Origin of the sequence: Microcoleus sp. A003_D6 (genome assembly GCF_036702825.1) — a bacterium.
Taxonomy (GTDB): Bacteria; Cyanobacteriota; Cyanobacteriia; order Cyanobacteriales; family Microcoleaceae; genus Microcoleus.
In genome coordinates this window covers 1-24,186 of the sequence record NZ_JAUBWA010000067.1, presented here as the reverse complement: position 1 = coordinate 24,186, position 24,186 = coordinate 1, and the positions used below count along the sequence as shown (strand labels likewise).

The following is a 24,186-nucleotide window of genomic DNA, read 5'->3' as shown; positions in this document are numbered from 1 at the left end:
GTAGGTGACAATATGTCTTCTTCACAACCCCCGTCAGGGGAAAGAAATCCTTTAGGATTGGATGAATTGATTGCTATCTTGGTTGCCTTCGGCACGATGGGAGCAATTTTATTTTGGGTAACAGGTAAAAATCCCGATCGATTGAATGCCAAAAATTGGCAATTTCCAGCCGTTTTCTCTCAGCCTGCTGTGACGCCCGCGAGCCCGGGAATATTAACGCCAGAATCGCCAAGTTCGGATTTGCGATCGCCCGCTACAACCCTCGTGCCCTCAGAACCGGATGTCGCACCTGTGGCACCTTTAGGGCCGGTTTTACCGGCAAATCCTCCGGTGGGTGTAATCGTTGTTCCTCCCACGCCAATTGCGCGATCGACCCCCGCTCCAGCAATTACCAAACCGAAAGGCGATAAACCCAAAGTTGGGCCCGTTAGATTCTCCGATGTTCCCGATAAATATTGGGCGCGCCCGTTCATTGTCGCTTTAGTCGATCGGAAAATCTTTGCTGAGTCCACCGACAGCAAATTTCGTCCCGACGAACCGATAACGCGAGCCGAACTAGCGCGGTTAATTCAGCGAATGTCCGACGACAAAAAGCCGATCCGAAAAGCGATTGATTTTAAAGACGTAAAAGAGAAAAGTCCTGCCGCTACTGCGATCGACCACACTGTCACAACTGGATATCTTAAAGGATACCCAAACAATGAGTTCCGTCCCGAAAAACAGATTCCGCGTGTCGAAGTCATCGCAGCTTTAGCCAGCGGTTTGAGCCTGAAACCCTCAACAAGAGCAACCAAAACTTTACAAGTTTATACAGACAGGGCAAAAGTGCCGAAATGGGCAGTTAACAAAGTAGCATCAGCCACAGAAGCTGGCATTGTTGTCAACCACCCGAAGCGCACACTTTTGCAGCCGAATAGAACAGCAACTCGCGCTGAAGTAGCAGCCATGATTTACCAAGCTATGGCCAAAAAAGGCCAAGTACCTGCTAAGTCTTCTGAGTATCTGGTGAAGTCTGTAAAGTTGTCCAAATAATATTTTAGGGGCGTCGATCATAGGCCGCCCCAAAATAACATTTAATCATTATTGTTTGCAGTCAGGACTGAAGCCTTCTCACTGCAAAGCAGCTAAATTAATCTTGAAACACCATAATACTCCCCGAATAGCAAGCTACCCAAACCTGATTAGTTTCCGGATCGTAAGTAATCCCGATCGGACTTGAATTAACCTTCACTGTTTGCAGGACTTTCATATCGCTAGTCCTAACTTTGCTAACCGTATTCGAGAAATAGTTAACCACATAAAGCAGTTTGCCCTCATCAGAAATTGTCATGCTGCGAGGGGCTTTTCCGGTCGAAACTTTGTCCACCACTTTACCAGTTTTTAGGTCGATTTTTGCCACATTTCCTTCACCGTTCAAAGTGGCATAAAGATAGTTGCCCTTGGGATCGATCGTCAAGTGACGCGGCGCATTGCCAATGTTGCTCAGCCATTCTACCGAAAAGTCTATGAGATTAACTTTCGCAATATCCGAAGAACCCATGACGGCAACATAGGCATTTTTTGAGTCGGGAGTAACAACAATCCCCCGAGGATATGCACCCAGTTTCACTCGCTCGATTTCGAGATTTTTATTGATATCAACTACGCTCAAATCCCAACTGCACCAATTGCTCGCGAGCGCGAAACGATTGTCAGGCGAAACAGCATTGAATTTTGGAACTGCACCTACAGGAATTACCTTTTCTATTTTCAAAGTTTGGGTATTGATGCGGTACAGGAAACTTTGGTCGTGTTTTGCCGCTGGAGAACACCTGTCGCTCCCCGGATTGTCAAACCCCGAACCGTACATTTGATAGTTGGATACATAGGCATATTTGCCGTCTGTTGAAAAAGCAGCTTCTACGGGAGAACCTTGATAATTGCCTTTGAATTTAGAAAAGCCGAACTTCGACAAGTTTACTGTATCGGGAATAGTCTTGACTAATTTAAAGTTCCTGTCGTAAACTGTGATTGTGTGGCGGTACATCATGTTTTGAGCAAAAAACAAACCCGCTCCCGAATAGACTATTGATTTGGGCGAAATATTGCCGTAAATTGTTTTTTTCAAGGTCATTTTTCCTTGAGTGTTGTCGGGAGTATTTATTCGGCTTTGGGGTTGGGATTCACTTTCTATATCCTCGGGAGTTTCTGTTTTAAATGGTGGCAAAGAGGGATCTTGAAACAGAGGTTCTTGGGGCGGATTTTGAGTTGTATCTTCGGGTTGGTTTGTGTTTTCTGTGGCGGTAGGAGATGGCGAAGGTCGATCGACATTTGGCGAGATTTTTCCCGCAGCTTCAATGCTGGCGCTTTCCGGCGTACCTTTCAGCGCTGATAAGGTTTTCGGGCCGACAATTCCGTCAACTTTCAGGTTGTTTTCTGCTTGGAACTTTTTCACAGCAGCCTGGGTTACAGAACCGTAAAATCCTGTGGGCTGGCGGCGAAAATACCCTGCGTTTTGTAGAGTTTTCTGGAGTTGGGCAACTTCCGGGCCTGAATCGCCTTTTTTGATGGCTAGTGCGGGATTGACTAAATTTAAAATTGTGAGAGCGATCGTAAAGAAAAGTAAAGGAGTAGAGGCTAAATTTGGGTGCGTTTTCGAGTTTGTCCCTTGAAGCTGATATCTTGCACCATTTTCCTGAACAGGCATCTTGCCTGTTCCACAAGAGTTCAATTTTGTTGTCGAACAGGCATCTTGCCCGCCCCTAAAATGCTTATTGACAATGGTGCAAGATGTGAGTTGAAGCTGAACCGCAGGGGTTTCCCAAGTTTCAGCTAAATGTAGGTAGGCCAGTCCGTCCATAGTTTTTATCGGGTATTTTTGGTGCTATGATACACCCGTTAACTTTGATGAAAGAGAGAATCTTATTATAATCAAACTTAGGGTAAAATCTCCGAGCAGTTTTTAATGGTGCAAGCAAGTAGGAGCGATCGACAATGTGGAGTAGGGAACAAACAACCGCAGAATCAACGACAAAAGAATCCCGCCAGACGGTGCTGGGGGACGGTGACGGGGGACTTTGCCAGCGGGCTTGGGTAGAAATGGATTTAGCAGCTTTAACTCACAATGTAAAAGAGCTTAAAAATCTCTTATCTCCCCACACAGAACTGATGGCAGTTGTGAAAGCCGATGCTTACGGACACGGTGCTGTTGCAGTCAGTCAAATAGCCTTGCAAGCAGGTGCTAGTTGGCTGGGAGTGGCGACAATTCCCGAAGGAATAGAATTGCGAGAAGCTGGGATAGAAGCGCCGATTTTGCTGTTGGGGGCAACTCATACAGCAGAACAGGTAAAGGCGATCGCCCGATGGCACTTGCAGCCGACTATTTGTACTGCCAAACAAGCCCTAATTTTTTCGGAAGTTCTCGCCGATCTCAACCAATCTTTGCCGGTTCACGCTAAGTTAGATACGGGAATGTCTCGCTTGGGTACGCCCTGGCAAGAAGCAACAGAATTTGTGCAATTAGTCAAGCGGTTGCCAAATTTAAAATTAGCCAGTATTTACTCTCACTTGGCGACAGCAGACAGTCCCGATCCCGCAGTTATGAAAGAGCAGCACCAGCGGTTTAAACAGGCGATCGCACAAATTAAAACATCAGGAATTAACCCGATTAGCTTGCACTTGGCCAACTCTGCTGCCGCCCTGGCTGACCGCGATTTGCACTACGATTTAGTGCGAGTCGGTTTAGCTACCTACGGTCTTTATCCAGCTCCTCACTTGCAAAATGTTGTCGATTTAAAGCCCGCAATGCAGGTAAAAGCTAGGGTAACGCAGGTGAAAACAATTGAAGCAGGAACAGGCGTCAGTTACGGCTATCAATTTATCGCTGGGCGACAGACACAAATTGCGGTAGTTGGCATCGGCTATGCAGATGGAATCCCGCGCAATCTTTCCAATAAAATGCAGGTTTTAGTCAGGGGCAAGTTTGTGCCGCAAGTGGGAGCAGTGACGATGGATCAATTAATGCTAGATGTAACTGATATTCCCGATTTAGAAGTCGGCGAAGTGGTGACGTTGTTGGGCAAAGATGGGGAAAATAAAATTACTGCTGACGATTGGGCCGCAACTTTAGGAACTATTTCGTGGGAAATTCTCTGCGGTTTTAAACACCGATTGCCCCGCGTAGCAGTAGACTATTAAGAGTAGTCCGGCAGGGGTTTCAACCCCTGCCTCATAGCAAAAGTGGGTTTAAACTGAGATGTTGCACCCTTCTCAAGAACAGGCTTTCCGGCCTGTTCCACAATAAAATTCATCTCTTGTGGAACAGGCTTTCCGGCCTGTTCCTAAACAAGTAATTGACAATGGTGCAATATCTCGGTTAAAACCGACTCAAGATTTTGAGCGAGGAAATTATCGAATTTAGTCCTCTAAAAGAGGACTTTAGCTATGAGGCAGGGGTTTTCAACCCCTGTCGGACTCTCGGAATAAGCCATAAGACTAAGACTGCGTTTACCAATGCCCAATGCCCAATGCCCAATGCCCAATGCCCAATGCCCAATTCCCAATTAATTAATATGACAGTTATTCAGACGTTTTTACCAATAGCCCAAACCTTCTATTCCCAGCTAAATGCAGAAAGAACACAAGCCTTGGAAGTAGCCCAAGAATTCTCGAAAAAACTCGTAGAATTGGGGTTTAAAATTGTACCTCAACTGCTGTGGGCGATCGGCATTTTGTTAATTACGCGATTTGCGATCAACTTTGCGGGGCGCGTGACTCGCCGTGCACTGAGTCGTACCGAAGCAACGCTGCGAAAATTCTTAGTTCAAGCTGCTGAAATTACGATTTTGGTAGTGGGAGTAGTCGCCGCTTTGAGTCAGTTGGGAATTCAAACTACCAGTGTGGTTGCGGTGGTTGGTGCGGCGGGTTTGGCGATCGGTTTGGCGTGGCAAAATACTTTATCGCATTTTGCTGCTGGGGTAATGTTGATTAGTTTGCGGCCTTTTGAAGTCGGAGATGCGATCGAAGCTGGCGATGTTAAGGGAGTGGTGGACAGCATCGGGATTTTTTCAACAACCGTGGTTACAGACGATCGCATAAAAATTATTGTCCCGAACAATCAGTTGTTTAACGGTACACTGAAAAATACAACGACAATGGGAACGAGGCGAGTAGACTTGAAGATTGATATTGGCGATCGGCCGATCCGTCCAACTGTAGCTGAGTTATTAGAAATTGCCCACTCTCACCCCCTGGTTTTGGAGAATCCGCCCCCGACTTGTTTGGTGGCCGAGATTACTCCCGATACAACTATTTTATCTCTCCGGCCTTGGTGCGCGTCGGTGGCCTACGAACAAGTGCGATCGCAAGTTCAACAATACGTCAAAGAGGCAATGGATGCCCACAAAAATCAAGAAGAATAGATATCAATCTAAAATCTAAAATCCCAAATAGATCCGAGGTATTTCCCATGAGCAAGTGGTATCCGCAGCAAATTTTGCAAGAACCCGGTGTCAGAATGACCGCCACCGAAAAACAAACAATTCTCAGCAAATTTCCGCCTCCCGACGAAAACGGTCAAATATATGCCGACGGGGTTTTTGAAGGCGGCGGCGTGCGCGGAGTTGCGTTTTTAGGGGCACTCAGGTGCTGTAGCGATTTGGGAATCCGCTGGCGAAAATTGGCAGGCACTTCTGCCGGTGCAATTACTGCCGCAGTATTGGCAACCGACTTGTCAATTGATGATTTAGAGGAAATTTTAGGACAGCTCGATTACAGCATATTTTTAACTCAAAAAAACAGTCCTCTAATTTTAAACGGCGACCCCGCAGACGACTTGCAATCTCCTGCTTGGACGCTGCTTTTCCTAACAATTAGCCGTCAGATGGGAGAATATTCGGCGCAGCCGTTCCGGCAGTGGCTGGAAACAATGCTCGGTCGAGGTAACTTGCACACTTTTGCCGATGTCAAACAAATCGTAAAAGACCGGGAATTAAAAGTAGTAATATCCAACCTCACTCGCGGTGAAATGTTGGTGCTGCCCGACGACTTACACCGACGCGAATCGACGGATTCCGATCCTTTGTACGCTCAGTTGCGACTCCAAAGCGCTGAAGATTTTAGCGTAGCTGAAGCGGTGCGGTTGTCGATGAGTATTCCGTTATTTTTTGAACCGGGAAAACTCGGCGATGACTTAATTGTCGATGGCGGAATTTTGAGCAATTTCCCCCTGTGGATTTATGACAAACAATCCGTCGGTTCGACTCCCGCTATGCCCCGCTGGTTTACCTTTGGGTTTCGATTGGTCGATACTGGAATTGAGAGTCAAGTTAAGATTGATACTCCGCTGTCGATGCTGGCGGCGATGTTCAGAACGATGATGAAAGCAAGAGACCGCTATCACCAGCGGGAGATGGATAAGGGCAGGGTGATTAATATTGATGTGACTGAAGCTGGGGTGACGACGACGGACTTTAATCTCGATGCCGATCGCAAGGCTAACTTGTACCGCTTGGGATATTTGTATACTAAGAGATTCTTTTTGAGTTCCAATTTTAGTTGGGAAAAGCACTTGAAGGCTAGGGGCTTTGGGGAGTAGGAGGGAGTGGGAGAGGGGGAGAGGGGGAGAGGGGGAGAGTGGGAGAGGGGGAGAGTGGGAGAGGGGGAGAGGGGGAAAATCGAACCTCAACAGACATCCGTTACATCGGTTATAAAATTCGTGACCGAACTTCCTTCTTCCAAAGACCAAAGGTATACAGGGAGAGGTATTGAGATTTTTTTAAATTAGGGGGTTGGCAAAAAGATGATGTGTGTGCTATAGTTAGTTACTGTCATCTTGGAGAGGTGGCTGAGTGGTCGAAAGCGGCAGATTGCTAATCTGTTAAGGGTGTTAACATCCTTCGAGGGTTCAAATCCCTCCCTCTCCGTTCTATTTAATCATTTATCGATAAAGGTTTTTGGATTCGTCATACCCTTAAAAGTTGCGTTTTCGGCTCATCTTTTGCTCACTCTTCGCGATCGGTAGCGCTACCTCAGTCTGCCGTGAAGGTCAATGAAGCGATCGCTGCGATCGCAATCTTCCAAACAACGATCGCAATATGGTACGCTCAAGAGCCGGATATTCATCTGTGTTAAGGTGTGATGAAGTGATTCCAGAATTCGATGAAAACGGCAACTTACCCCCAGGAGTACATTTTTGCGAATGGGAAGAATTTGTAGAACGATTTGGAAGCAACGAGCTGAGGTTGCGTTTAATGCGCGGACTGCGAATGGCAATGGAGCAACTCAAAGCAGGTGGTTGCCGGACAATTTATATCAACGGCAGCTTTGTTACCATTAAGCCAGACCCAGGAGATTTTGATGCCTGTTGGGATAGAGAAGATGTCGATTACGATTATCTCCGAAAAAATGCCCCTAGACTACTAAATCATTTGGATCGTAGCGCACAGAAATCCAAATATAAAGGTGAAATTTTTCGTTCAGATCAACCTGTAGGAGATTACGGCTTAACTTCTATAGAATTCTTTCAGCGTGACAGACAGTTAAATCCTAAAGGCATTATTGCTATAGATTTATTAAGGTGGAACCCATGATTAAAAATGAAAAAGAGTATGAATATAGTCAAGAATGCGCCCGAAAATTTGAATATTCTCTTAGAACGTTAGAGCAAGATGAAGAACTGAAGAAAAAAGACCCAGAAGGGTGGCAACTTTCTGGGGATGTCAAACAATCTCACCTGATGGCTTTACAAGCAGAAATTGCTGAATATGACAGACTTACATCTCATGATAGCGACACCCCAATAGTATTAACACTTGATGATATTGATTATTTACCCCAAATCTTGATTAAAGCTCGCATGGCAGCTAAGCTAAGCCAAAAAGAATTGGCAGATTTAGCTGGACTGAAAGAAGAACAAATTAAACGTTATGAAGATAATGACTACGAAGATGCCAGTTTTTTGGATGTAAGATTTGTAATTGATGCACTAGAAATTCAAATTCAAAAAGGTGAGTTTCTAGTTCCTTTAGATACCCTAAGAAGAACGCCAGTTACCAAAGAAGAGTTACTTTCCTCAACTCATCGTTTTCACAGCCAACAAGATCAACGAATCATGGAGCAAGTTCAATTAAAAAGTTAGCGTTGACAGTTGACGATGTTAGATGCCCGACTTTTTTAACAAGTCGGGCATCTGTGTATATAGTTTTCAATTTAAAAACCTAAATCTAATTAATCACTTTCATCGCTTCGACAAATTGCCGCGATATAAATGGTAAAATTTCTTCATTCTTGCTATTCTCTCTCCCCTCGGTAAATACAACCAACAAATACGGCCGCAAACCCGGTACTTCAATATAAGCAGCATCGTGACGAACTTGACTTGTCAGTCCCGCTTTTGACCACAATTTCGCTGATTCTGGCAATCCGCCGCCTAAAAAACCTGTAACTTGATTTTCGGGATCTGCCTCTAATTCTGCTGGATCTAAACTGCGTTTCATTAAACCCATCATTTCTTGCGATGCTTTTGCAGAAACAGCTACGCCGCCGATTATACTGTGCAGCAAACGCGCCGCTGCATTTGTGGTCAGCATATTTCTATTTTCCATTAATTCTCCCAGAACTGCTCGCTCGCGACCGTAGGGGCCGTCACACCAGGTTTTTTGATTAACGTTAATATTTTGTAATTCCGGCCAATCTAATGATTGAAAGTAGCGGTTGACGATGTTTCGCTGCTGTTTCCAAGTTTCAAAGGGGCCTGGTGATAATTCTGGGCCGCTGGTAGTGCCGGTGAGGGCGTCTACTACTAAACCGGTGGCGTCGTTGCTGGAATCAACTATCATATCTCGGACAGCGCGTTCTAATTCTGGCGATGTTTGAATCATGCCTTTTTGCGCCCATTCCCAGATGGCAACGAGGTAGAATAATTTGACGATGCTGGCGGGATAAATTCGTTCGGAACCTCGGTTGCTAAAACCTCGCGGTTGATATTTCCAAAATTCTTCTGCACTCAGGGCGCCGCCTGTATTGACTCGCACCGGCGGATCGTAGACTATCCAGGTAATGGCAGTGCGATCGCCGCTTAATCCTGTAAATTCTGACAATGCGGAGTTTATAATGCTACTGCCGAGGGTTTCTAATTGTTCGTCTTTGTGAAAAAATGTCATGGTTGATGGCTGACGGTTAACGGTTAACGGCTAGCAGCTAATGGCAATCTATCGTTAAATGCGAACAATTAACAGCAAACAATGAGCAATTAGCAATGGCCAATTATCAATTATCTGATGTTGTGGAGTACCGGGCCCGATCGCACATAAATATTTACGATTCCCCAAAGTGCGATCGATTGGCAACTCAAGCAGCGCTGGGGCGGCATTTGCGAGTCGTTGACCCCCCCCAGCCCCCCCTTATAAAGGGGGGGAGAAATGGCATAGACTCGGTTGTTCAGAGGGATACAACGGCTGTGATGGTGCGGCTGTGCGAAGATGATTATCCGGGATGGCTGGATATTCGAGATGTTGAGTTGCTCGATGCGGCAGAAACAGTGTATCATCCTCTGGTGGTTTCTGAGGCAGAAATTAAGGAAAAATTGCCAATTGCAATTACTTTTGCTCGCGAGGCTATGAACCAATCCAATTATTATCTTTGGGGCGGTACAGTCGGGCCAAATTATGATTGTTCCGGCTTGATGCAAGCTGCTTTTGTGGCTGCGGGCATCTGGTTGCCGAGGGATGCTTATCAGCAGGAAGCTTTTACTAAACCTGTTAGTATCAATGCTTTAGATACATCTTGCACCATGCTTAGCAACGGGCAAGATGCCCGTTCCACAACACATCAAGTTTCTTGTGGGGTGGGCATCTTGCCCGCCCATGAAAAACCTATTGACAATGGTGCAAGATGTCAGTTAGAACCGGGGGATTTAGTATTTTTTGGTAGTCCCGAAAAAGCAACTCATGTAGGATTGTATCTCGGAGATAATCGCTACATTCACAGTTCTGGAAAAGTACAAGGTCGCAACGGTATCGGTATCGATGTTTTGTCGGAGAATGGCGATCGAGTCAGTCAAGGTTATTACCGGCAATTGCGGGGATATGGTAAAGTTGTGGCAAGTTATCAACCTAATTAGTTGTTGAAGGTTGACTGTTGACTGTTGACTGTTAACTAATGACGAATGACTAATGACTAATGACCAATGACTAATGATTACTGATGTTATCTAACAAAGAAATGGACGCTGCATTATTTTTGGAAAAATTGGCTGCACAGCAGGCTGGCGCTGAGGTTGTTCTCGACGTTTCAGTGGTGGTGCCGGTCTATAATGAGGTGGAAAGTTTGCCTCATTTGATTGAGGCGATCGCCTCTTCTATTCAACCATCTGGACTCAGCTATCAAATTATTTGTGTAGATGACGGTTCTAAGGACGGTTCGGGTGCACTTCTCCAGCAGTTAGCCAGCACTCGCGATGACCTTTGTGCTGTAATTTTGCGCCGCAATTACGGGCAAACTGCTGCCATGTCGGCAGGTTTCGATCGCGCTCGCGGCCGTGCTATTGTTACCCTAGACGGCGATTTGCAAAATGACCCTGCTGATATTCCGCTGTTGTTAGCCAAGTTAAATGAAGGCTACGATTTAGTTAGCGGCTGGCGGAAAAATCGCCAAGATAATACTATCAGCCGCCTGATTCCTTCTAAAATTGCTAACTGGCTAATTGGTCGCGTTACAGGCGTAAATTTGCACGACTACGGCTGTTCTTTGAAAGCTTATAAATCAGAGTTGGTGGCAGACTTGAATCTCTACGGGGAATTGCACCGATTTTTGCCTGCTTTGGCGTTTATTGAAGGAGCGAGAATTGCAGAAATGCCTGTGCGGCATCACGCCCGCCGTTTCGGTCAAAGTAAGTACGGGATTTGGCGGACTTTTCGGGTGTTGATGGATTTGTTAACTATTTCTTTTATGAAAAAGTTCCTGACTCGACCGATGCACGTTTTTGGACTTTTGGGACTGAGTTCTATGACGTTGGGAACGGTTTTAGGAATTTATTTGACTTTCCTGAAATTGGCTTTTGGTCAAAGTATTGGCAATCGTCCTTTGCTGATTTTGGCTGTGGTTTTGCTGTTAACTGGGGTGCAGTTATTTTGTTTTGGTTTGCTGGCGGAAGTGATGATGCGGACTTATCACGAGTCGCAGGGAAAACCGATTTATCGGGTGCGCGAGGTGTTTGGTTCTAAGTAAACGATTAATACCAATTATACTCGGCGATTGAAATCGCTACTACACAAACAAAGTCCGCCTTCGCGGACTGAAGAAATAGGAAAGTTTTAATACCAAATCCGGGTTTAAAACCCCTTTTATCTCTTAGTCCGCGGAGGCGGACTTCGTTTGTGTAGACGCGGTTTCAACCGCCGAATGATCTAACTCATTACTTTTTGTGCTTGTCGGAGAGATGTAATAGTGGCGATCGCGTGTTGGGAGACTGCATCTATTTCTGCTGCGGTATTGAAGCGGCCAATTCCGAACCGAATTGAAGCATAAGCTAATTTGTCCGATCGCCCGATCGCTGCTAAAACATGAGATGGAGCTATTTTCGCCGAAGTGCAAGCAGAACCCGAAGAAACTGCCGCCGCCGGTTGCAAACCCAACATCAACGCTTGACCGTCAACCCCGGCGACACTAATATTGAGATTCCCCGGCAATCTCTTAGTAGCGTGACCGTTGAGAAAAACATCGCCCAATTCACTCAAATTTTCCCACAAACGCTGCCGCAAATTCACAACTCGTTCTGTTTCCGACGGCATTTCTGCAATTGCCAATTCTACTGCTTTGGCAAACCCGACGATTTGCGGTGGGTAGAGAGTTCCCGATCGCATTCCCCGTTCGTGGCCTCCTCCGTGCATTTGCGGCGCTAGCTGCACTCTCGGTTTGTTGCGGCGGACGTAGAGAGCGCCGATGCCTTTTGGCCCGTAGATTTTGTGCGCTGTCAAGGACATTAGATCGATATTCATCTCCTCTACGTCGAGGGGAATTTTCCCGATCGCCTGTGCCGCATCTGTGTGAAAAAGAATGTCATTTCCGCGACAAATTGCTGCAATTTCTGCGATCGGCTGGATGACGCCAATTTCGTTGTTAGCCGTCATCACTGAAACTAAAATTGTCTCGGCCCGAATCGCTTTGATCAAATCGCCTATATCAATTATTCCGTCGCTTTTCACCGGTAAAACAGTAATGTCAAACCCCAATTTTTGCAAATAGGTACAGGGGTCAAGAATTGCATTGTGTTCGGTTTTTACTGTGATAATGTGCTTTCCTTTGCTGAAATAACTTTCGGCGATGCCTTTAATCGCTAAATTATTTGCTTCCGTTGCACCGCTGGTAAAAACAATTTCTTCGGGAGAAGCATTGATCGCTTCTGCTATGATTTGTCGCGACTGTTTAACCGCTGCTTCTGCTTCCCAGCCGTAGACGTGGTTGATGCTGGCTGCGTTGCCGAACTGTTCGGTGAAATACGGCAGCATCGCATCAAGTACCCGTTTGTCTACGGGGGTTGTGGCGTGGTTGTCGAGGTATATAGGACGTGCGGACATAGTGCAGTTTTGGTTGAAAAAAGTGTTAGGTTTATTGTAGACGAGCTCCTTGTTCTACTACAAAACTTTATATTTAACAAATATTTGCGAAGATTTATGCGAGCTGACATTCAGGGATTAGAAATTACTGTCGGTGAGCTCAAGCACCTCACCGGCGCGGGGCCCGATCGCGTATACCGGCCGGCGAGTGCGACTAAGTTTGCCCGCGAAGCTTTGAAAACAGTCGGTTTAATTGTTTTGGTTCTAATCAGTTGTTGGCTGCTAGTTGCGATATTTCCTAGAGCTTATTTGTTGTGGTTCGCCCTGCACTTCGCTGCGATCGTCGGTTTAATCTTTGAAGATGCGTGGAAGATTTGGTGCAGCAGCCAAAACAAACATTTAGTGAATCTTTTTGATGATGTCGATCGCTATAACGGTATCATCAAAGCGATCGAAATTAATGACAAGATAGAAGATGCCGGCAATGCGGAAGTCAAAATAGGCGATCGCTCGAAAGTCATTCAAGCCTTGCAGCTCATCAGAGACGATTTAGTTCGAGCTTTGAAAACCGAGAGAATTCTCAGGGAAAACAACAAATTTGTCGCTACTAACTCCGAATTGTTTGCCAATAATTTGACAAGTTTGAATGCCCTGCTTCTTAGCGATAGAGCCAGCGAAAAAGGGCGATTGCTCAACGAAGCTTTGCAGCTAGCTATAGGAGTTCAAGCAGAAATGAAAAAGTTGCAAGACAGAAATGCTGCTAATTGAAACAATGGAAAAGCAGACGGCGGTTGAAACCGCGTCTACACAAACTAATTCCGCCTCCGCGGAATGAAGAGAATAACTTAATTTTAGCCAAATACGGTTCAGTTAAAAAGCTAATTTGTCCCCGCACACATCAGTTAATTGATAACTGTCATAGTCTCGGCGATTAGTTTCGGAACGGATCGCTTCGCTAACGCTAAGAACTCTCTTCGGAGATTAGCGTTAATCCAACCGTATTGAATTTTAATCGCCTGTTCTTCAACCCGCGAAGGCGGGTTTTGTTTGTATAGACGCGGTTTCAACCGCCCGGTCTTCTCAGACACATTTTAAAATTTATGCGTTGGTAGCAACGCGCACATTACTGAAGCGATCGAACTAAAACACATTGTAAAATTTATAAGTTATGAGAATTGTTAAGAAATATCATGATTGTAAATTTTTACCTGTTAGGTAACAGGTAAGGATATCTTAGAAAGGTGACGTTAACAACCAGGTCAGTATGTCTTCTGTTAAACCCAAGATTATAGTTCTCGACGACGATCCGACAGGTTCTCAAACCGTGCACAGTTGCTTGCTGCTGACACGTTGGGACGAAGACACCCTGCGTTTGGGGCTGCGCGACAAGTGCCCGATTTTCTTCATCCTGACAAATACTCGATCGCTAACTCCCGAAAAAGCAGCCTCCGTCACCCGCGAAGTGTGCCAAAATCTCAAAAAGGCGATCGCCAGCGAAAAAATCGAAGACTTCCTAATAGTTAGCCGTTCCGATTCTACCCTGCGCGGCCACTATCCGATCGAAACCGACGCGATCGCCGAAGAACTCGGCCCCTTCGACGCCCATTTTCTAATTCCCGCCTTTTTTGAAGGAGGCAGAATTACCCGCCACAGCGTGCACTACCTAATGGTTAACAGCGTCGCAACGCCAGTACACCAAACCGAATTTGCCAAAGATTCAGTCTTCGGCTACAGTCACAGTTACCTGCCAGACTATGTAGAAGAAAAAACCAAAGGTCGCATCCCCGCCGATGCAGTCGATCGCATTTTACTCGCAGACATTCGCTACGGAAGTTTAGACCGACTAATGGACATGACTGACAACCAATGTGCAGTTGTTGACGGCGAAAGTCAAGCCGATTTAGACACCTTTGCCAAACACATTCTCGACGCAGCTAGTCAAGGCAAAAAGTTTTTATTCCGCAGTGGAGCAAGCATCTTAACATCATTAGCAGCACTAGGCCCCCAGCCAATCGCAGCCGACAATATGGCAAAATATGTGAGGGATGGCAAACCGGGTGCAGTAATAGTTGGTTCCCACGTTAAGAAAACTACTGAACAATTGGAACGCCTGTTACAAGAACCAAATACAGTTAGCATTGAAATAGATGTATCTCACTTGCTAGAAGATTCACCAGAGTATCGCACCCAAATGCTCGATGAAACTCTCGAAAAAGTCCGCAGTGCTCATGCCGATGGCAAAACGCCTGTAATTTATACCAGCCGCCAGGAGCTACAATTTAAAAATGCGGAAATCCGGTTAAAATTTGGAGAGGCGGTTTCTGCTTTATTGATGGATATCGTGCGGGGACTGCCGGCAGATATCGGGTTTTTGATTAGCAAGGGCGGCATTACTTCTAATGATGTTTTGAGTACAGGTTTGTCGCTGAAAAGTGTCAGGCAAATCGGTCAAATTATCGCAGGTTGTTCGGTGGTCAAAACCGAGGCAGACCATCCTTTGTTTCCCAATTTACCAGTTGTTTTGTTTCCGGGAAATGTGGGAGACAGCCATGCTTTGGCTACGGTTTACAAGCGGCTGAGCAAGTAGTATAGCTCGTTGAATCGCAGATTAACCCAGATGAATTTAGCTTCAAGTTAGAGAGGAGAATGTTCATCTGCGGTTGGTCGATGGGTTTCAATGCTCGATCGAACTTTACGGTAATTGCCACTGCACAGCAACTTCAAAAAAAAATCTCTAGTCTACTTTTTCCTTGCCCAATCTACCCAAATTATGATATAATAGAGAGTCTGTCTGTAAGTCAAGGCGATCGCCCAATCTCCCAATCGCCCCTCAGCAGGCGCTCTGACAAAAATCAAATTTATGAAAAAAAATTAAGGCAGAACTCTACATATAGGGCCAATAGCGCCAGAGCTACTGCTATCAGTAGCGTTCCCAGCTTGTATCAGCCTAAATTGATAAATTAAGTAGAAATTTTCACATAGTAATTTTCAGCTCAAAGGATTAGCATATAAGGGTGACAGAACATTATCATCCCCTAAACTCATTAAAAGGCGGCCATTGGTTCAAGCTGATCTGTGGGGCGAGCTTTCAACACCTGCCTGCTGTACGGAATCTCACCTTGGCTTACACCTTAGCAGGCGCTGACTGTATCGATGTCGCGGCAGATCCCGCCGCCGTCGCCGCAGCGAAAGAAGCCCTACAAGTGGCCAGCGAATTACAGGCAAGAACTCAAAACCGCAGGTTTGGCGGCAAAGGGTTGCCGTTGCTGATGGTGAGTTTAAACGATGGGGAAGACCCGCATTTTCGCAAAGCCGAATTCAACCCAGCCGATTGTCCGCCGGACTGCTGGCGGCCGTGCGAAAAAATATGTCCAGCCGAAGCAATAGTTTTTCAGAGGGCTGGCAGTGGTTTTTCCGGGGTGATAGACCAGCAGTGCTACGGCTGCGGTCGCTGTCTGCCGATTTGTCCGAGCCAACTGATTTACACTCGTTCTTACGTGTCTGCTCCCGCCGCGATCGCACCTTTAATCTTGCAATCAGGTGCGGATGCCCTAGAAATCCACACGCAAGTAGGCAGAGAGGCAGATTTTGCGCGACTTTGGTCGAGCATAGCTCCCTGGGTCGATCGACTCAAGGTAATAGCAATTAGTTGCCCCGATGGAGACGGTTTGATTGATTATTTGCGGACACTCTATCAAATAATTTCCCCCCTTCCTTGTCCCCTAATTTGGCAAACCGACGGTAGGCCGATGAGCGGAGATATCGGAACAGGAACTACTAGAGCCGCGGTCAAACTCGGTCAAAAAGTTTTGGCTGCCCGGTTGCCGGGATACGTGCAACTTGCAGGCGGCACTAATGCTCACACTGTCAGCAAGCTGAGAGCCGAGGGACTGATCGAGGATGCCGGGAAAAATTTGTCAGTTCCCCCTGTCCAATACATTGCAGGTGTAGCTTACGGCAGCTATGCCAGGGTTTTGCTATCGCCAATTTTAGAACAGTTAGAAACAATGCAGACCGATCGAGCTTATGCCGTTCCGGTGGCAGTCGCGCGGCCAGCAGCCGGAGTTCAAACATCGCGGCTACCTCAGCTTGAAGCCGTCCCAGAACTTCTCTCACAGGCCGTGAGTTTAGCTCGTTCTCTAGTTTCCCAGCTCAAAGAATTTTAGTCATTGGGAATTGGGAATTGGGAATTGGGAATTGGGAATTGGGAATTGGTACTAATGACTAATGACTGATGACTAATGACTAATGACTAATGACTAATGACTAATGACTAAAAAGTTGAAAACGTCACCGAACACACCGAGGCGAATGCAGATTACAGACGACCTCAACAGATTATTAGACATCGTGCCAGATGAGATCCGGCAGCCCTTAGAGCAGCACCCGCAGCGCAACAATCTCATTGAGATTGTCATGGATTTGGGCCGCCGACCAGAAGCTCGTTTTCCATCCTCGGCCGAACCTCTTTCCCAAACACCGATTTCCAAGGCACACCTCAACTATTGCATCGAGCGAGTCGGCCACTTCGGCGGCGACAACCGAGCCGGTATCGAGCAAACCCTGCACCGAATTAGCGCCCTTCGCAACCGCAGCGGCGAGATTATCGGCTTGACTTTGAGGGTGGGCCGCGCTGTGTTCGGGACGATCGGCATTATCCGCGATTTGGTGGAAACCGGTCAGTCAATTTTGATGCTCGGCCGCCCCGGAGTTGGCAAAACCACGGCCCTGCGCGAAATTGCCCGCGTGCTCGCCGATGACTTGGAAAAACGGGTGGTAATCATCGACACCTCCAACGAAATCGCCGGAGATGGAGATATCCCGCATCCGGCGATCGGCAGAGCTCGCAGAATGCAAGTTTCCCGTCCCGAACTCCAGCACCAAGTCATGATCGAAGCAGTGGAAAACCATATGCCGGAAGTAATCGTGATTGACGAAATCGGCACGGAACTCGAAGCTTTGGCGGCTCGGACGATCGCGGAAAGGGGCGTGCAGTTGGTCGGTACCGCCCACGGGAACCGGCTCGAAAACTTGATGAAAAACCCGACTCTGGCCGATTTAATTGGGGGCATCCAAGCGGTGACGCTGGGAGATGACGAAGCGAGGCGCCGCGGTTCTCAAAAGACGGTTTTGGAGCGCAAAGCACCGCCAACTTTTGAAATTGCCGTCGAAATGTTGGAACGCCAGCGCTGGGTAATACACGAGCGAGTTGCAGATTCGATCGACACTCTGCTGCGGGGACGCGAACCGAACCAGCAAATCAGAAGCGTCAGCGACAGTGGAGAAGTAATTATCGAGCGCGAGTCAGCCGCTCCCCCCGCCCGGTTTCCGGGGATGGCAGCTTCCAGCGGCTCGGCTGCTGTATCGGCAATCCGGCCCGTCACACCGATCTCTGGGTGGCGGAGTGCTGGCAAAATGGTGCCGATGCCCGCTCCCAGTGAGAACTTCGCTGCTAAGAGCGCGCCGGTTTCTGAGACTCGGTATTTCGAGCAGTTGCTCGAAGAATCCCTGTCCGTCGAACCGGTACCCCAGCAGCGGGGACGTTATTCCCAAAATGTCGGCCCTAACGGCGAAGATTTGCCCCTCCACGTTTATCCTTACGGCATAGCTCGCCACCAGCTCGAACAGGTGATTTCGACGCTGAACCTGCCGGTGCAGTTGACGAAGGATATTGAGAGTGCTGACGTGGTTTTGGCTTTGCGATCGAACGTTCGGAACCAGTCAAAATTGAGGCACTTGGCCAAAACTCGCCAAGTTCCCCTGCACACGATTAAGGCCGGCACTATTCCCCACGTAGCGAGAGCTTTGCGTCGCCTGTTGGACATGGACGACCCGGGCACCCCGGAAGTGGCAGACCTCGCCTTGTTCGCCCGCAGCGGTTCTTCTGACGAGATCGAAGCTCTCGAAGAAACCCGCTTAGCAGTCGAGCAAATTGTCATTCCCAAGGGACAACCGGTGGAACTTCTGCCCCGTTCTCCCAACGTCCGCAAAATGCAGCACGAACTTGTGGAACACTATCACCTGAAATCCCACAGTTTTGGGGAAGAACCGAATCGACGCCTGCGGATTTATCCAGCTTAACTGTTGGAGATTTAGGCCTTTGAAGGCAAAAGGTAGAAGGGAAACGGTCGAATTTTTTTGATGCTGCTTTCTGTTTTCTACCTTTTGCCTTTGATATCAAGTCCGCTAAATTAACGATAATTCTTATCGGGGCGGATTCACTTTTTACCTGCAAGATCGGCAATAACTGAGCGTCAACTCGCCCCGACCCGAATCTTGGGGTCGATCGACCGGATACGATCTTGTTATTTCCGTTGGTGTCAGGAACCTCGACCTAAAGGCACGAGGCTTGAAAGAGAAATCTAAAAAGCCATCCTGACCAGCCTAAGTCCTTCGCGGACTACGTTTTTTGAGTCACGACACCCTGGGATGCGAAGCTAGTCCCTTGCTCTGTCGCTAGTGGTTAAACAGTTCTAAGGTCACGCTTTACAGTGCTGCTAGCCTAACAAGCTCACTAAACATTGGCGAAGCTAACCTTACCCCGCAAGGGAGGCTCTGAGTGAGCAAATACTATGCGTACAGGATTGGAAGATTTGAAACGGTAATTGTCCCGTTGAAAGTGCAACACAAAAGTACACCGACTCAACCAATTCCAAGGCGGTAGTAATCAAAAAAAGACAATATAAAGCCGTCCTAAAAGGACGGGGTTTCTACCCATCTTTTTAATGATTTTTGTGAGGGCGATCGGCTCAAATGCCTAGCTAATTCCCCATTGCCAATCCCCTATAATAGCAGATTATACCTAAACATTTACCATAGTTGATATGAATGATGCACAAATTCAGCTATTTATTAAATTAATTGCGACTCACACCGGTTTACAAATTCGCCCGCAAGAGCGATCGGGTTTATCTCAAAAACTTTTGAATCGGATGAAAGCTGTAAAAATAGCCTTTCCCGATAATTATTATCAAATGTTAGCAGCTCCGAGTCTGGAAAGTCAAAACGAATGGAACCAACTCGCCCTGCTGCTGACAACCAACGAAAGTTATTTCATGCGGGACAAAGGACAATTTTCGCTCCTGGAAAAAGTCATTTTCCCGGAATTGATCGATCGCCAAATCAAACTGCACGATCAATTAGGAACTAAGCCAACCCTGCGAATCTGGAGTGCAGGCTGTTCCACCGGTGAAGAACCTTATTCTTTAGTTTTTATTTTAAAAAAACTCATTTCTGATTGGGAAAAATGGAATATTTTAGTTTTAGGTACTGATATCAATCAAGAAGTAATAGAAAAAGCGCAGCGGGGAATTTACAGCCCTTGGTCATTTCGCTTAGTCGATACGGAACTGCAAACGCGGTATTTCGAGCGACGGAAAACCGAGTGGGAAATTGACCCAAAATTACGCCAATTTGTCAGCTTTAGCCAGGTAAATTTAGTAACAGATAATTTCCCTAATATTTATAAAGATATTTATAAGATGGATTTGATTCTGTGCCGAAATGTTTTTGTTTATTTTGAAGCTCAGTATATTTCACAGGTATTGAAAAAGTTTGCGAAGACGCTGATACCTGGAGGATATTTAATGACCGGTCATGCTGAAGTTCACAGTCACGCGATGAACGAGTTTCAACCAAAGATTTTCCCCGAGTCGGTTGTTTATCAGACCAAGAATGTCCGAGGCGAGAAACCAGGTAAAATAGAGTCTTCGATCGCACCCGCATCCAAGGCAAAATCGGCGTTTGGGGAATGGGGAAAGGAAGGAGAAATTGGCGATTTCCTACCGGGGGGAACTGTTACAGCTAATTTTGATAGCGACAATTTTGGGGATATCGGGTCACTATTAGCAGCAGGCAACGGGCTGGAAAAGATGCTGCGAAGTCGCTATGTAGAGGGCGATATGGTGAGCAATAAAGTGCCTAGTTTACCTTCAACCCTCGCCGCAAACCAAGCCGATCGCCAAACGCCTCAAATACTGATTTTAGAGGCACAAGCTTGTTTTAAAAATCAAGCTTATGCTGAGGCAATTGATAAAGCAAAACAGGCGATCGATTTGCAAGCTCACAATTTTGAGGCTGATTATTTGCTGGCTCAAATTTATGCAAATTTAGGCAAGTATTCTCAGGCGATAGAACACTGCAAGCGAGCTAGCAAAGTAGATGCTATGTCAGTATTTCCTTATTATTTGCAAGCTCACATTGCCGAAGAACAGGGCGACTTGGAAACAGCTAAAACTTTGTTGAAAAAAACTATTTATCTTTGCCCGTCTTTTGTTTTAGCTTATCTAGAACTCGGCAATATATACAATACAGAAGGCAAGCTAAATATCGCTATTAAAATGTACAACTCATCTTGTGAAATTCTCGACAAACTACCGCCCAATACTCCGATCGACCAGCAGGAAAAAATGACAGCAAGTCAAGTATTGATGGATGTTAAAAAAAAATTGGTAACATTCTACAGCAAACAAAACTGACGCGCCGGGAGAAGCCACAAAATCGGTTGTTTTGTGCCTCGCTGCCCAACCCAATATTATCGTATAAACCTGGTTTTTTTTCGCAAATCCTAGTAAATAAAGTGTCAGGATAAATATGGAAATTAAGCCGTATCTTATATTTAAACAGAACGGTTTGCTCTGGGGTGTAGAAGTCGCCTGCGTTCGGGAAATTTTCTTTCTACCGGAGTTGACACCCATCGCCGAAGCGCCTCAAGATATTGTCGGGGCGATCGATCTCAGGGGCTCTATTCTGCCCGTGATGGATCTAAATCTCCGTTTTGGGTACGTTTGGCAGGAGTATAGTTTGACAGATAGTGCGATCGTCATTGAATGGCAAGAATTTCGAGTTGGCATCATTGTCAATCAAGTTACCGAAGTTAAGCATATCCCCGAAGAGGCAATAACTCCGCAGCTATCTTACGGGCGAGACAAGCCAGAGGCGCCCGATCGTTTTTTAGCTGGATTTGCCCGCTGCGGGACCGATATTATCATGTTGGTCGATCTCGATCGCTTGATTCGATATTCTCCCGACAAAACAGAGGTCGAAATCCCATTTACTGCAAGCGGTGCAGGACTTTCAGCCACAGCAGGCAAGCTAGAAACCCAAAATTTGCAGTTAGAAATAGATCCAAATTTGTTAGCGGAAGATGCTAAAGTTTTGGTGAAGCCCCACGTTTTTTGTCCGAATGCTACAGCCCAAGAAAAGGCAATTTTTCGAGAGCGGGCTCACAATTTGAGGCTCCAAGGCGATCGCGAAAATTCTGCGGCAATTAATCTGTCGCTGGCGGTGGTTGTTTTGAACGGCGAATACTTTGGTATTAATCTCGCGGTAGTGCGGGAATTTACTGACATTCGCCAAGTAACTCCGGTTCCTTGCACTCCCGATCGCATTATTGGCAATATGAACTTGCGGGGCGAGATTCTGACGCTAGTGGATATTCGGAATGTTTTAAATATGTCGGCGGATATAAAATCTCTATCTAAGGCGATCGTTGTTGAAATTGAAGATTTGGTGGCAGGTATAGTTGTTGATGAAATCTTAAATATTATATATTTGAATGTAGCAGAGCTTGCGACTATTCCTGCTGCACTAAATTCCTCAAACCGCGAATATCTGCTGGGCACCGCTGTTTACGAAGAAAAAATCATCGCTGTTCTAAACTTGCAGAAACTGCTGACAAAAGGGGGAGTTGTTGTTGAGGAGGAGGTTTGAAAAAAGATTTTACCAACCATCAGAATTGCGCCGGCACTAAGGATGTCTGCGCCACCGGAAACTAAAGAAAAGATATAGCCTTTCTCAGCAACAGTGCGGTAGGCTGGGAATTTTCGTAATTGGTAATTTAGGACTTACATATGGGTTGCCAGAAACCGAATTTTTTCACCAAAATACTCGCCCAAAACCCTCAATCTCGGTTAAAAACCCGGTAAATTGACCTTTGGGTGTAAGCCATGTAATTACTTGCCCTCATACCTCACACAAATTGAGAACCGCTATAGCAATAGAACAGAATTTTCTATGATAGTATTTGTTAGTGTCACTGTATGGCATCGCTCCCAGAAGTTGCCGGCTGATTTCTGTTTTCAAGGCTGGACTCCCAACGACGATCGCAGCGTCACAACATTACCAACAGAAATTCTATCTTAAATTCAGGAAAAAAAGATGTTTTCTAAAATTAACAATTTAAACATTAGAAACAAGATGCTGCTCGGATATCTAGCGCCAGCAGCTATATACTTAGGGTTTCCCGTAGTAGTTGTCGCTACTACCAATCAGGTGTTTAAAACTTTCCAAGAAACGGAAAGGGTGGATCTGGTAGTCAGAGAAACAAGTAATATATCCACAGGTGCAGAGCAAATGGTACGGGGGCTACGCGGGTATCTAATTAATAAAAATCAGAAGTTTTTAACGGATTTTCAAGCAGGTGCAGAGTTGGCTCGCCAGTCGGCGAACAATGTAGAGCAGATCGTTAAAGATCCCGAACAGAGAACCCGTTTGCAGAGGATGCGAGAGCTAGTTAACCAATATTATGATGGTTGTAACGAAGACATTGTTCGCTTATTGCAGCAAAATCAGACAGCGAAAGCCATCGCTGTATTTAATACAGGCAAGTACACAAATTTTGTGAATGAATTTGTGCAAGTGAACCAGGCATTTCGGGAAACCGAATTAAAGATGATTCAGGAAAAAAGGAAAATAACAAAGGAAGCTTTACACTTGTTGGTATCGACGCTGCTGGTTGCTTCGGTGCTGTTAGTGCTGTTTGGTGCGGGCATAGCTTGGCTGATTTCGTCAGGAATTGTCGGAACTATCGATCGCGCAATTAGCTCGATCGCCACTTCTTCCGCCGAGATTGCAGCCACAGTTGAAGAACAGGAACGCATGGCAAGCCAGCAATCAGCTTCAGTCAATCAAACTACTACGACAATGGACGAATTGGGCGCATCTTCTAGGGCGACTTCACAGCAGATAGAAACTGCCGCATCTCAAGCAATGCAAGCTTTAACTTTAGCTGGCGCAGGTACAAAAGCTGTCGAACAAACTTTAGAAGCAATGGCAACGCTGAAAACGAAAGTGCAGGATATGCAAGGGCAAATTATGCAGTTGAGCGAGCAAACCGATCGCATTGGCAATATCTCAACTTTAGTTAGCGATTTGGCAAATCAAACTAATATGTTAGCGCTAAATGCTGCGGTGGAAGCAGTGCGGGCGGGGGAACACGGCAAGGGGTTCGGCGTTGTGGCGTCAGAAATTCGCAAACTTGCCGATCGCAGTAAAAAATCTGCCTCGCAAATTAATCTGTTAGTTGCTGATATTCAGAAAGCGATTAACTCAACAGTAATGGTGACAGATGAAGGAACTAAAACTGTAGACTCTGGCGTAAATATTGCCTCAGAAACCGCAGCGGCATTTGCGGGAGTAGCTGATGCAATTAACAACGTGGTTTTGAGTTCTCAGCAAATTTCGCTGAATGCCAAACAGCAAGCAATCGCGATCGAACAAGTTGTGGAAGCTATGAACTCTCTCAACCAAGCAGCAGCACAAACGGCTTGCGGTATCACTCAAACCAAAGTCGGCACGGCTCTCCTGAACTTGTGGTGATAATTTTATCTAATCAGAAAAACAAGCTAATACGCGATTTCTGAAATTATGAAAA

General features: G+C 46.2%; 19 protein-coding genes and 1 tRNA gene. 17 read left to right on the top strand and 3 right to left on the bottom strand.

Annotated elements, in window-relative coordinates:
- Positions 1 to 12 precede the first annotated feature (12 nt).
- Entirely contained in the window at positions 13 to 1,032 is a 1,020-nt protein-coding gene (locus QUB70_RS18920) for an S-layer homology domain-containing protein (RefSeq protein ID WP_332982700.1), read from the top strand.
- A 97-nt stretch (positions 1,033 to 1,129) separates the two neighbouring features.
- Here QUB70_RS18920 and QUB70_RS18915 read toward each other — a convergent pair whose 3' ends face one another.
- Positions 1,130 to 2,839, bottom strand: a complete 1,710-nt coding sequence (locus QUB70_RS18915) for a peptidoglycan-binding protein (RefSeq protein ID WP_332982699.1) — start codon at positions 2,837 to 2,839, stop codon at positions 1,130 to 1,132.
- A 134-nt stretch (positions 2,840 to 2,973) separates the two neighbouring features.
- Between QUB70_RS18915 and alr the strand changes: the two genes are divergently transcribed.
- From alr to QUB70_RS18885, 6 genes are all read left to right on the top strand, one after another.
- Positions 2,974 to 4,176, top strand: coding sequence for an alanine racemase (gene alr, locus QUB70_RS18910; RefSeq protein WP_332982698.1), 1,203 nt, complete (start codon positions 2,974 to 2,976; stop codon positions 4,174 to 4,176).
- 350 nt (positions 4,177 to 4,526) lie between these two features.
- Positions 4,527 to 5,399, top strand: coding sequence for a mechanosensitive ion channel family protein (locus QUB70_RS18905; RefSeq protein WP_332982696.1), 873 nt, complete (start codon positions 4,527 to 4,529; stop codon positions 5,397 to 5,399).
- A gap of 47 nt (positions 5,400 to 5,446) precedes the next feature.
- Positions 5,447 to 6,574, top strand: coding sequence for a patatin-like phospholipase family protein (locus QUB70_RS18900; protein ID WP_332982695.1), 1,128 nt, complete (start codon positions 5,447 to 5,449; stop codon positions 6,572 to 6,574).
- Positions 6,575 to 6,813: 239 nt separating this feature from the next.
- Positions 6,814 to 6,902, top strand: a tRNA-Ser gene (locus QUB70_RS18895).
- Between the two features lie 219 nt (positions 6,903 to 7,121).
- Complete coding sequence (locus tag QUB70_RS18890) at positions 7,122 to 7,568, top strand: DUF6932 family protein (RefSeq protein ID WP_332982694.1); 447 nt, start codon at positions 7,122 to 7,124, stop codon at positions 7,566 to 7,568.
- The gene (locus QUB70_RS18885; RefSeq protein WP_332982692.1) at positions 7,565 to 8,116 is read left to right on the top strand and encodes a helix-turn-helix domain-containing protein; all 552 of its coding nucleotides are present in this window, start codon (positions 7,565 to 7,567) and stop codon (positions 8,114 to 8,116) included. Before QUB70_RS18890 ends, QUB70_RS18885 begins: the two co-directional genes overlap by 4 nt.
- Before the next feature lie 85 nt (positions 8,117 to 8,201).
- Here the strand turns inward: QUB70_RS18885 and QUB70_RS18880 are convergent, their stop codons facing one another.
- Complete coding sequence (locus tag QUB70_RS18880; protein WP_332982690.1) at positions 8,202 to 9,140, bottom strand: serine hydrolase; 939 nt, start codon at positions 9,138 to 9,140, stop codon at positions 8,202 to 8,204.
- 95 nt (positions 9,141 to 9,235) lie between these two features.
- Here QUB70_RS18880 and QUB70_RS18875 point away from each other — a divergent pair, with 95 nt between their 5' ends.
- Positions 9,236 to 10,099 carry a C40 family peptidase gene (locus QUB70_RS18875; protein WP_332982689.1) on the top strand — a complete coding sequence of 288 codons (864 nt, stop codon included), beginning with the start codon at positions 9,236 to 9,238 and terminating at the stop codon, positions 10,097 to 10,099.
- Between the two features lie 83 nt (positions 10,100 to 10,182).
- Positions 10,183 to 11,205, top strand: coding sequence for a glycosyltransferase family 2 protein (locus QUB70_RS18870; RefSeq protein WP_442927798.1), 1,023 nt, complete (start codon positions 10,183 to 10,185; stop codon positions 11,203 to 11,205).
- A 179-nt stretch (positions 11,206 to 11,384) separates the two neighbouring features.
- Here the strand turns inward: QUB70_RS18870 and QUB70_RS18865 are convergent, their stop codons facing one another.
- Positions 11,385 to 12,554 (bottom strand): IscS subfamily cysteine desulfurase, encoded by a 1,170-nt coding sequence (locus QUB70_RS18865; protein ID WP_332982688.1) that lies wholly within the window; start codon positions 12,552 to 12,554, stop codon positions 11,385 to 11,387.
- 96 nt (positions 12,555 to 12,650) lie between these two features.
- On the opposite strand from QUB70_RS18865, the gene QUB70_RS18860 reads away from it, so the two are divergent.
- From QUB70_RS18860 to QUB70_RS18825, 8 genes are all read left to right on the top strand, one after another.
- Complete coding sequence (locus QUB70_RS18860; RefSeq protein ID WP_332982687.1) at positions 12,651 to 13,301, top strand: hypothetical protein; 651 nt, start codon at positions 12,651 to 12,653, stop codon at positions 13,299 to 13,301.
- Positions 13,302 to 13,797: 496 nt separating this feature from the next.
- On the top strand, positions 13,798 to 15,120 hold the full coding sequence (locus QUB70_RS18855) for a four-carbon acid sugar kinase family protein (RefSeq protein ID WP_332982686.1): 1,323 nt from the start codon (positions 13,798 to 13,800) through the stop codon (positions 15,118 to 15,120).
- 427 nt (positions 15,121 to 15,547) lie between these two features.
- On the top strand, positions 15,548 to 16,699 hold the full coding sequence (gene ldpA, locus QUB70_RS18850; protein WP_332982683.1) for a circadian clock protein LdpA: 1,152 nt from the start codon (positions 15,548 to 15,550) through the stop codon (positions 16,697 to 16,699).
- A 145-nt stretch (positions 16,700 to 16,844) separates the two neighbouring features.
- Complete coding sequence (locus QUB70_RS18845) at positions 16,845 to 18,614, top strand: R3H domain-containing nucleic acid-binding protein (protein ID WP_332982681.1); 1,770 nt, start codon at positions 16,845 to 16,847, stop codon at positions 18,612 to 18,614.
- Positions 18,615 to 19,357: 743 nt separating this feature from the next.
- Positions 19,358 to 21,010, top strand: coding sequence for a CheR family methyltransferase (locus QUB70_RS18840; RefSeq protein ID WP_332982678.1), 1,653 nt, complete (start codon positions 19,358 to 19,360; stop codon positions 21,008 to 21,010).
- A 115-nt stretch (positions 21,011 to 21,125) separates the two neighbouring features.
- On the top strand, positions 21,126 to 22,244 hold the full coding sequence (locus QUB70_RS18835) for a chemotaxis protein CheW (RefSeq protein WP_332982676.1): 1,119 nt from the start codon (positions 21,126 to 21,128) through the stop codon (positions 22,242 to 22,244).
- A gap of 303 nt (positions 22,245 to 22,547) precedes the next feature.
- Positions 22,548 to 22,676, top strand: coding sequence for a hypothetical protein (locus QUB70_RS18830; protein ID WP_332982674.1), 129 nt, complete (start codon positions 22,548 to 22,550; stop codon positions 22,674 to 22,676).
- A 15-nt stretch (positions 22,677 to 22,691) separates the two neighbouring features.
- On the top strand, positions 22,692 to 24,131 hold the full coding sequence (locus QUB70_RS18825; protein ID WP_332982673.1) for a methyl-accepting chemotaxis protein: 1,440 nt from the start codon (positions 22,692 to 22,694) through the stop codon (positions 24,129 to 24,131).
- Positions 24,132 to 24,186 lie beyond the last annotated feature (55 nt).

Bases quoted from the DNA above. Each gene is read 5' to 3' on its own strand.
- QUB70_RS18885 (WP_332982692.1), top strand. From the start codon at position 7,565: ATGATTAAAAATGAAAAAGAGTATGAATATAGTCAAGAATGCGCCCGA.
- QUB70_RS18825 (WP_332982673.1), top strand. From the start codon at position 22,692: ATGTTTTCTAAAATTAACAATTTAAACATTAGAAACAAGATGCTGCTC.
- QUB70_RS18880 (WP_332982690.1), bottom strand. From the start codon at position 9,140: ATGACATTTTTTCACAAAGACGAACAATTAGAAACCCTCGGCAGTAGC.
- QUB70_RS18870 (WP_442927798.1), top strand. From the start codon at position 10,183: ATGTTATCTAACAAAGAAATGGACGCTGCATTATTTTTGGAAAAATTG.
- QUB70_RS18830 (WP_332982674.1), top strand. From the start codon at position 22,548: ATGATAGTATTTGTTAGTGTCACTGTATGGCATCGCTCCCAGAAGTTG.
- QUB70_RS18845 (WP_332982681.1), top strand. From the start codon at position 16,845: ATGCAGATTACAGACGACCTCAACAGATTATTAGACATCGTGCCAGAT.
- QUB70_RS18875 (WP_332982689.1), top strand. From the start codon at position 9,236: ATGGCCAATTATCAATTATCTGATGTTGTGGAGTACCGGGCCCGATCG.
- alr (WP_332982698.1), top strand. From the start codon at position 2,974: ATGTGGAGTAGGGAACAAACAACCGCAGAATCAACGACAAAAGAATCC.
- QUB70_RS18860 (WP_332982687.1), top strand. From the start codon at position 12,651: ATGCGAGCTGACATTCAGGGATTAGAAATTACTGTCGGTGAGCTCAAG.
- QUB70_RS18905 (WP_332982696.1), top strand. From the start codon at position 4,527: ATGCCCAATTCCCAATTAATTAATATGACAGTTATTCAGACGTTTTTA.
- QUB70_RS18915 (WP_332982699.1), bottom strand. From the start codon at position 2,839: ATGGACGGACTGGCCTACCTACATTTAGCTGAAACTTGGGAAACCCCT.
- QUB70_RS18835 (WP_332982676.1), top strand. From the start codon at position 21,126: ATGGAAATTAAGCCGTATCTTATATTTAAACAGAACGGTTTGCTCTGG.
- QUB70_RS18865 (WP_332982688.1), bottom strand. From the start codon at position 12,554: ATGTCCGCACGTCCTATATACCTCGACAACCACGCCACAACCCCCGTA.
- QUB70_RS18855 (WP_332982686.1), top strand. From the start codon at position 13,798: ATGTCTTCTGTTAAACCCAAGATTATAGTTCTCGACGACGATCCGACA.
- QUB70_RS18920 (WP_332982700.1), top strand. From the start codon at position 13: ATGTCTTCTTCACAACCCCCGTCAGGGGAAAGAAATCCTTTAGGATTG.
- QUB70_RS18840 (WP_332982678.1), top strand. From the start codon at position 19,358: ATGAATGATGCACAAATTCAGCTATTTATTAAATTAATTGCGACTCAC.
- QUB70_RS18900 (WP_332982695.1), top strand. From the start codon at position 5,447: ATGAGCAAGTGGTATCCGCAGCAAATTTTGCAAGAACCCGGTGTCAGA.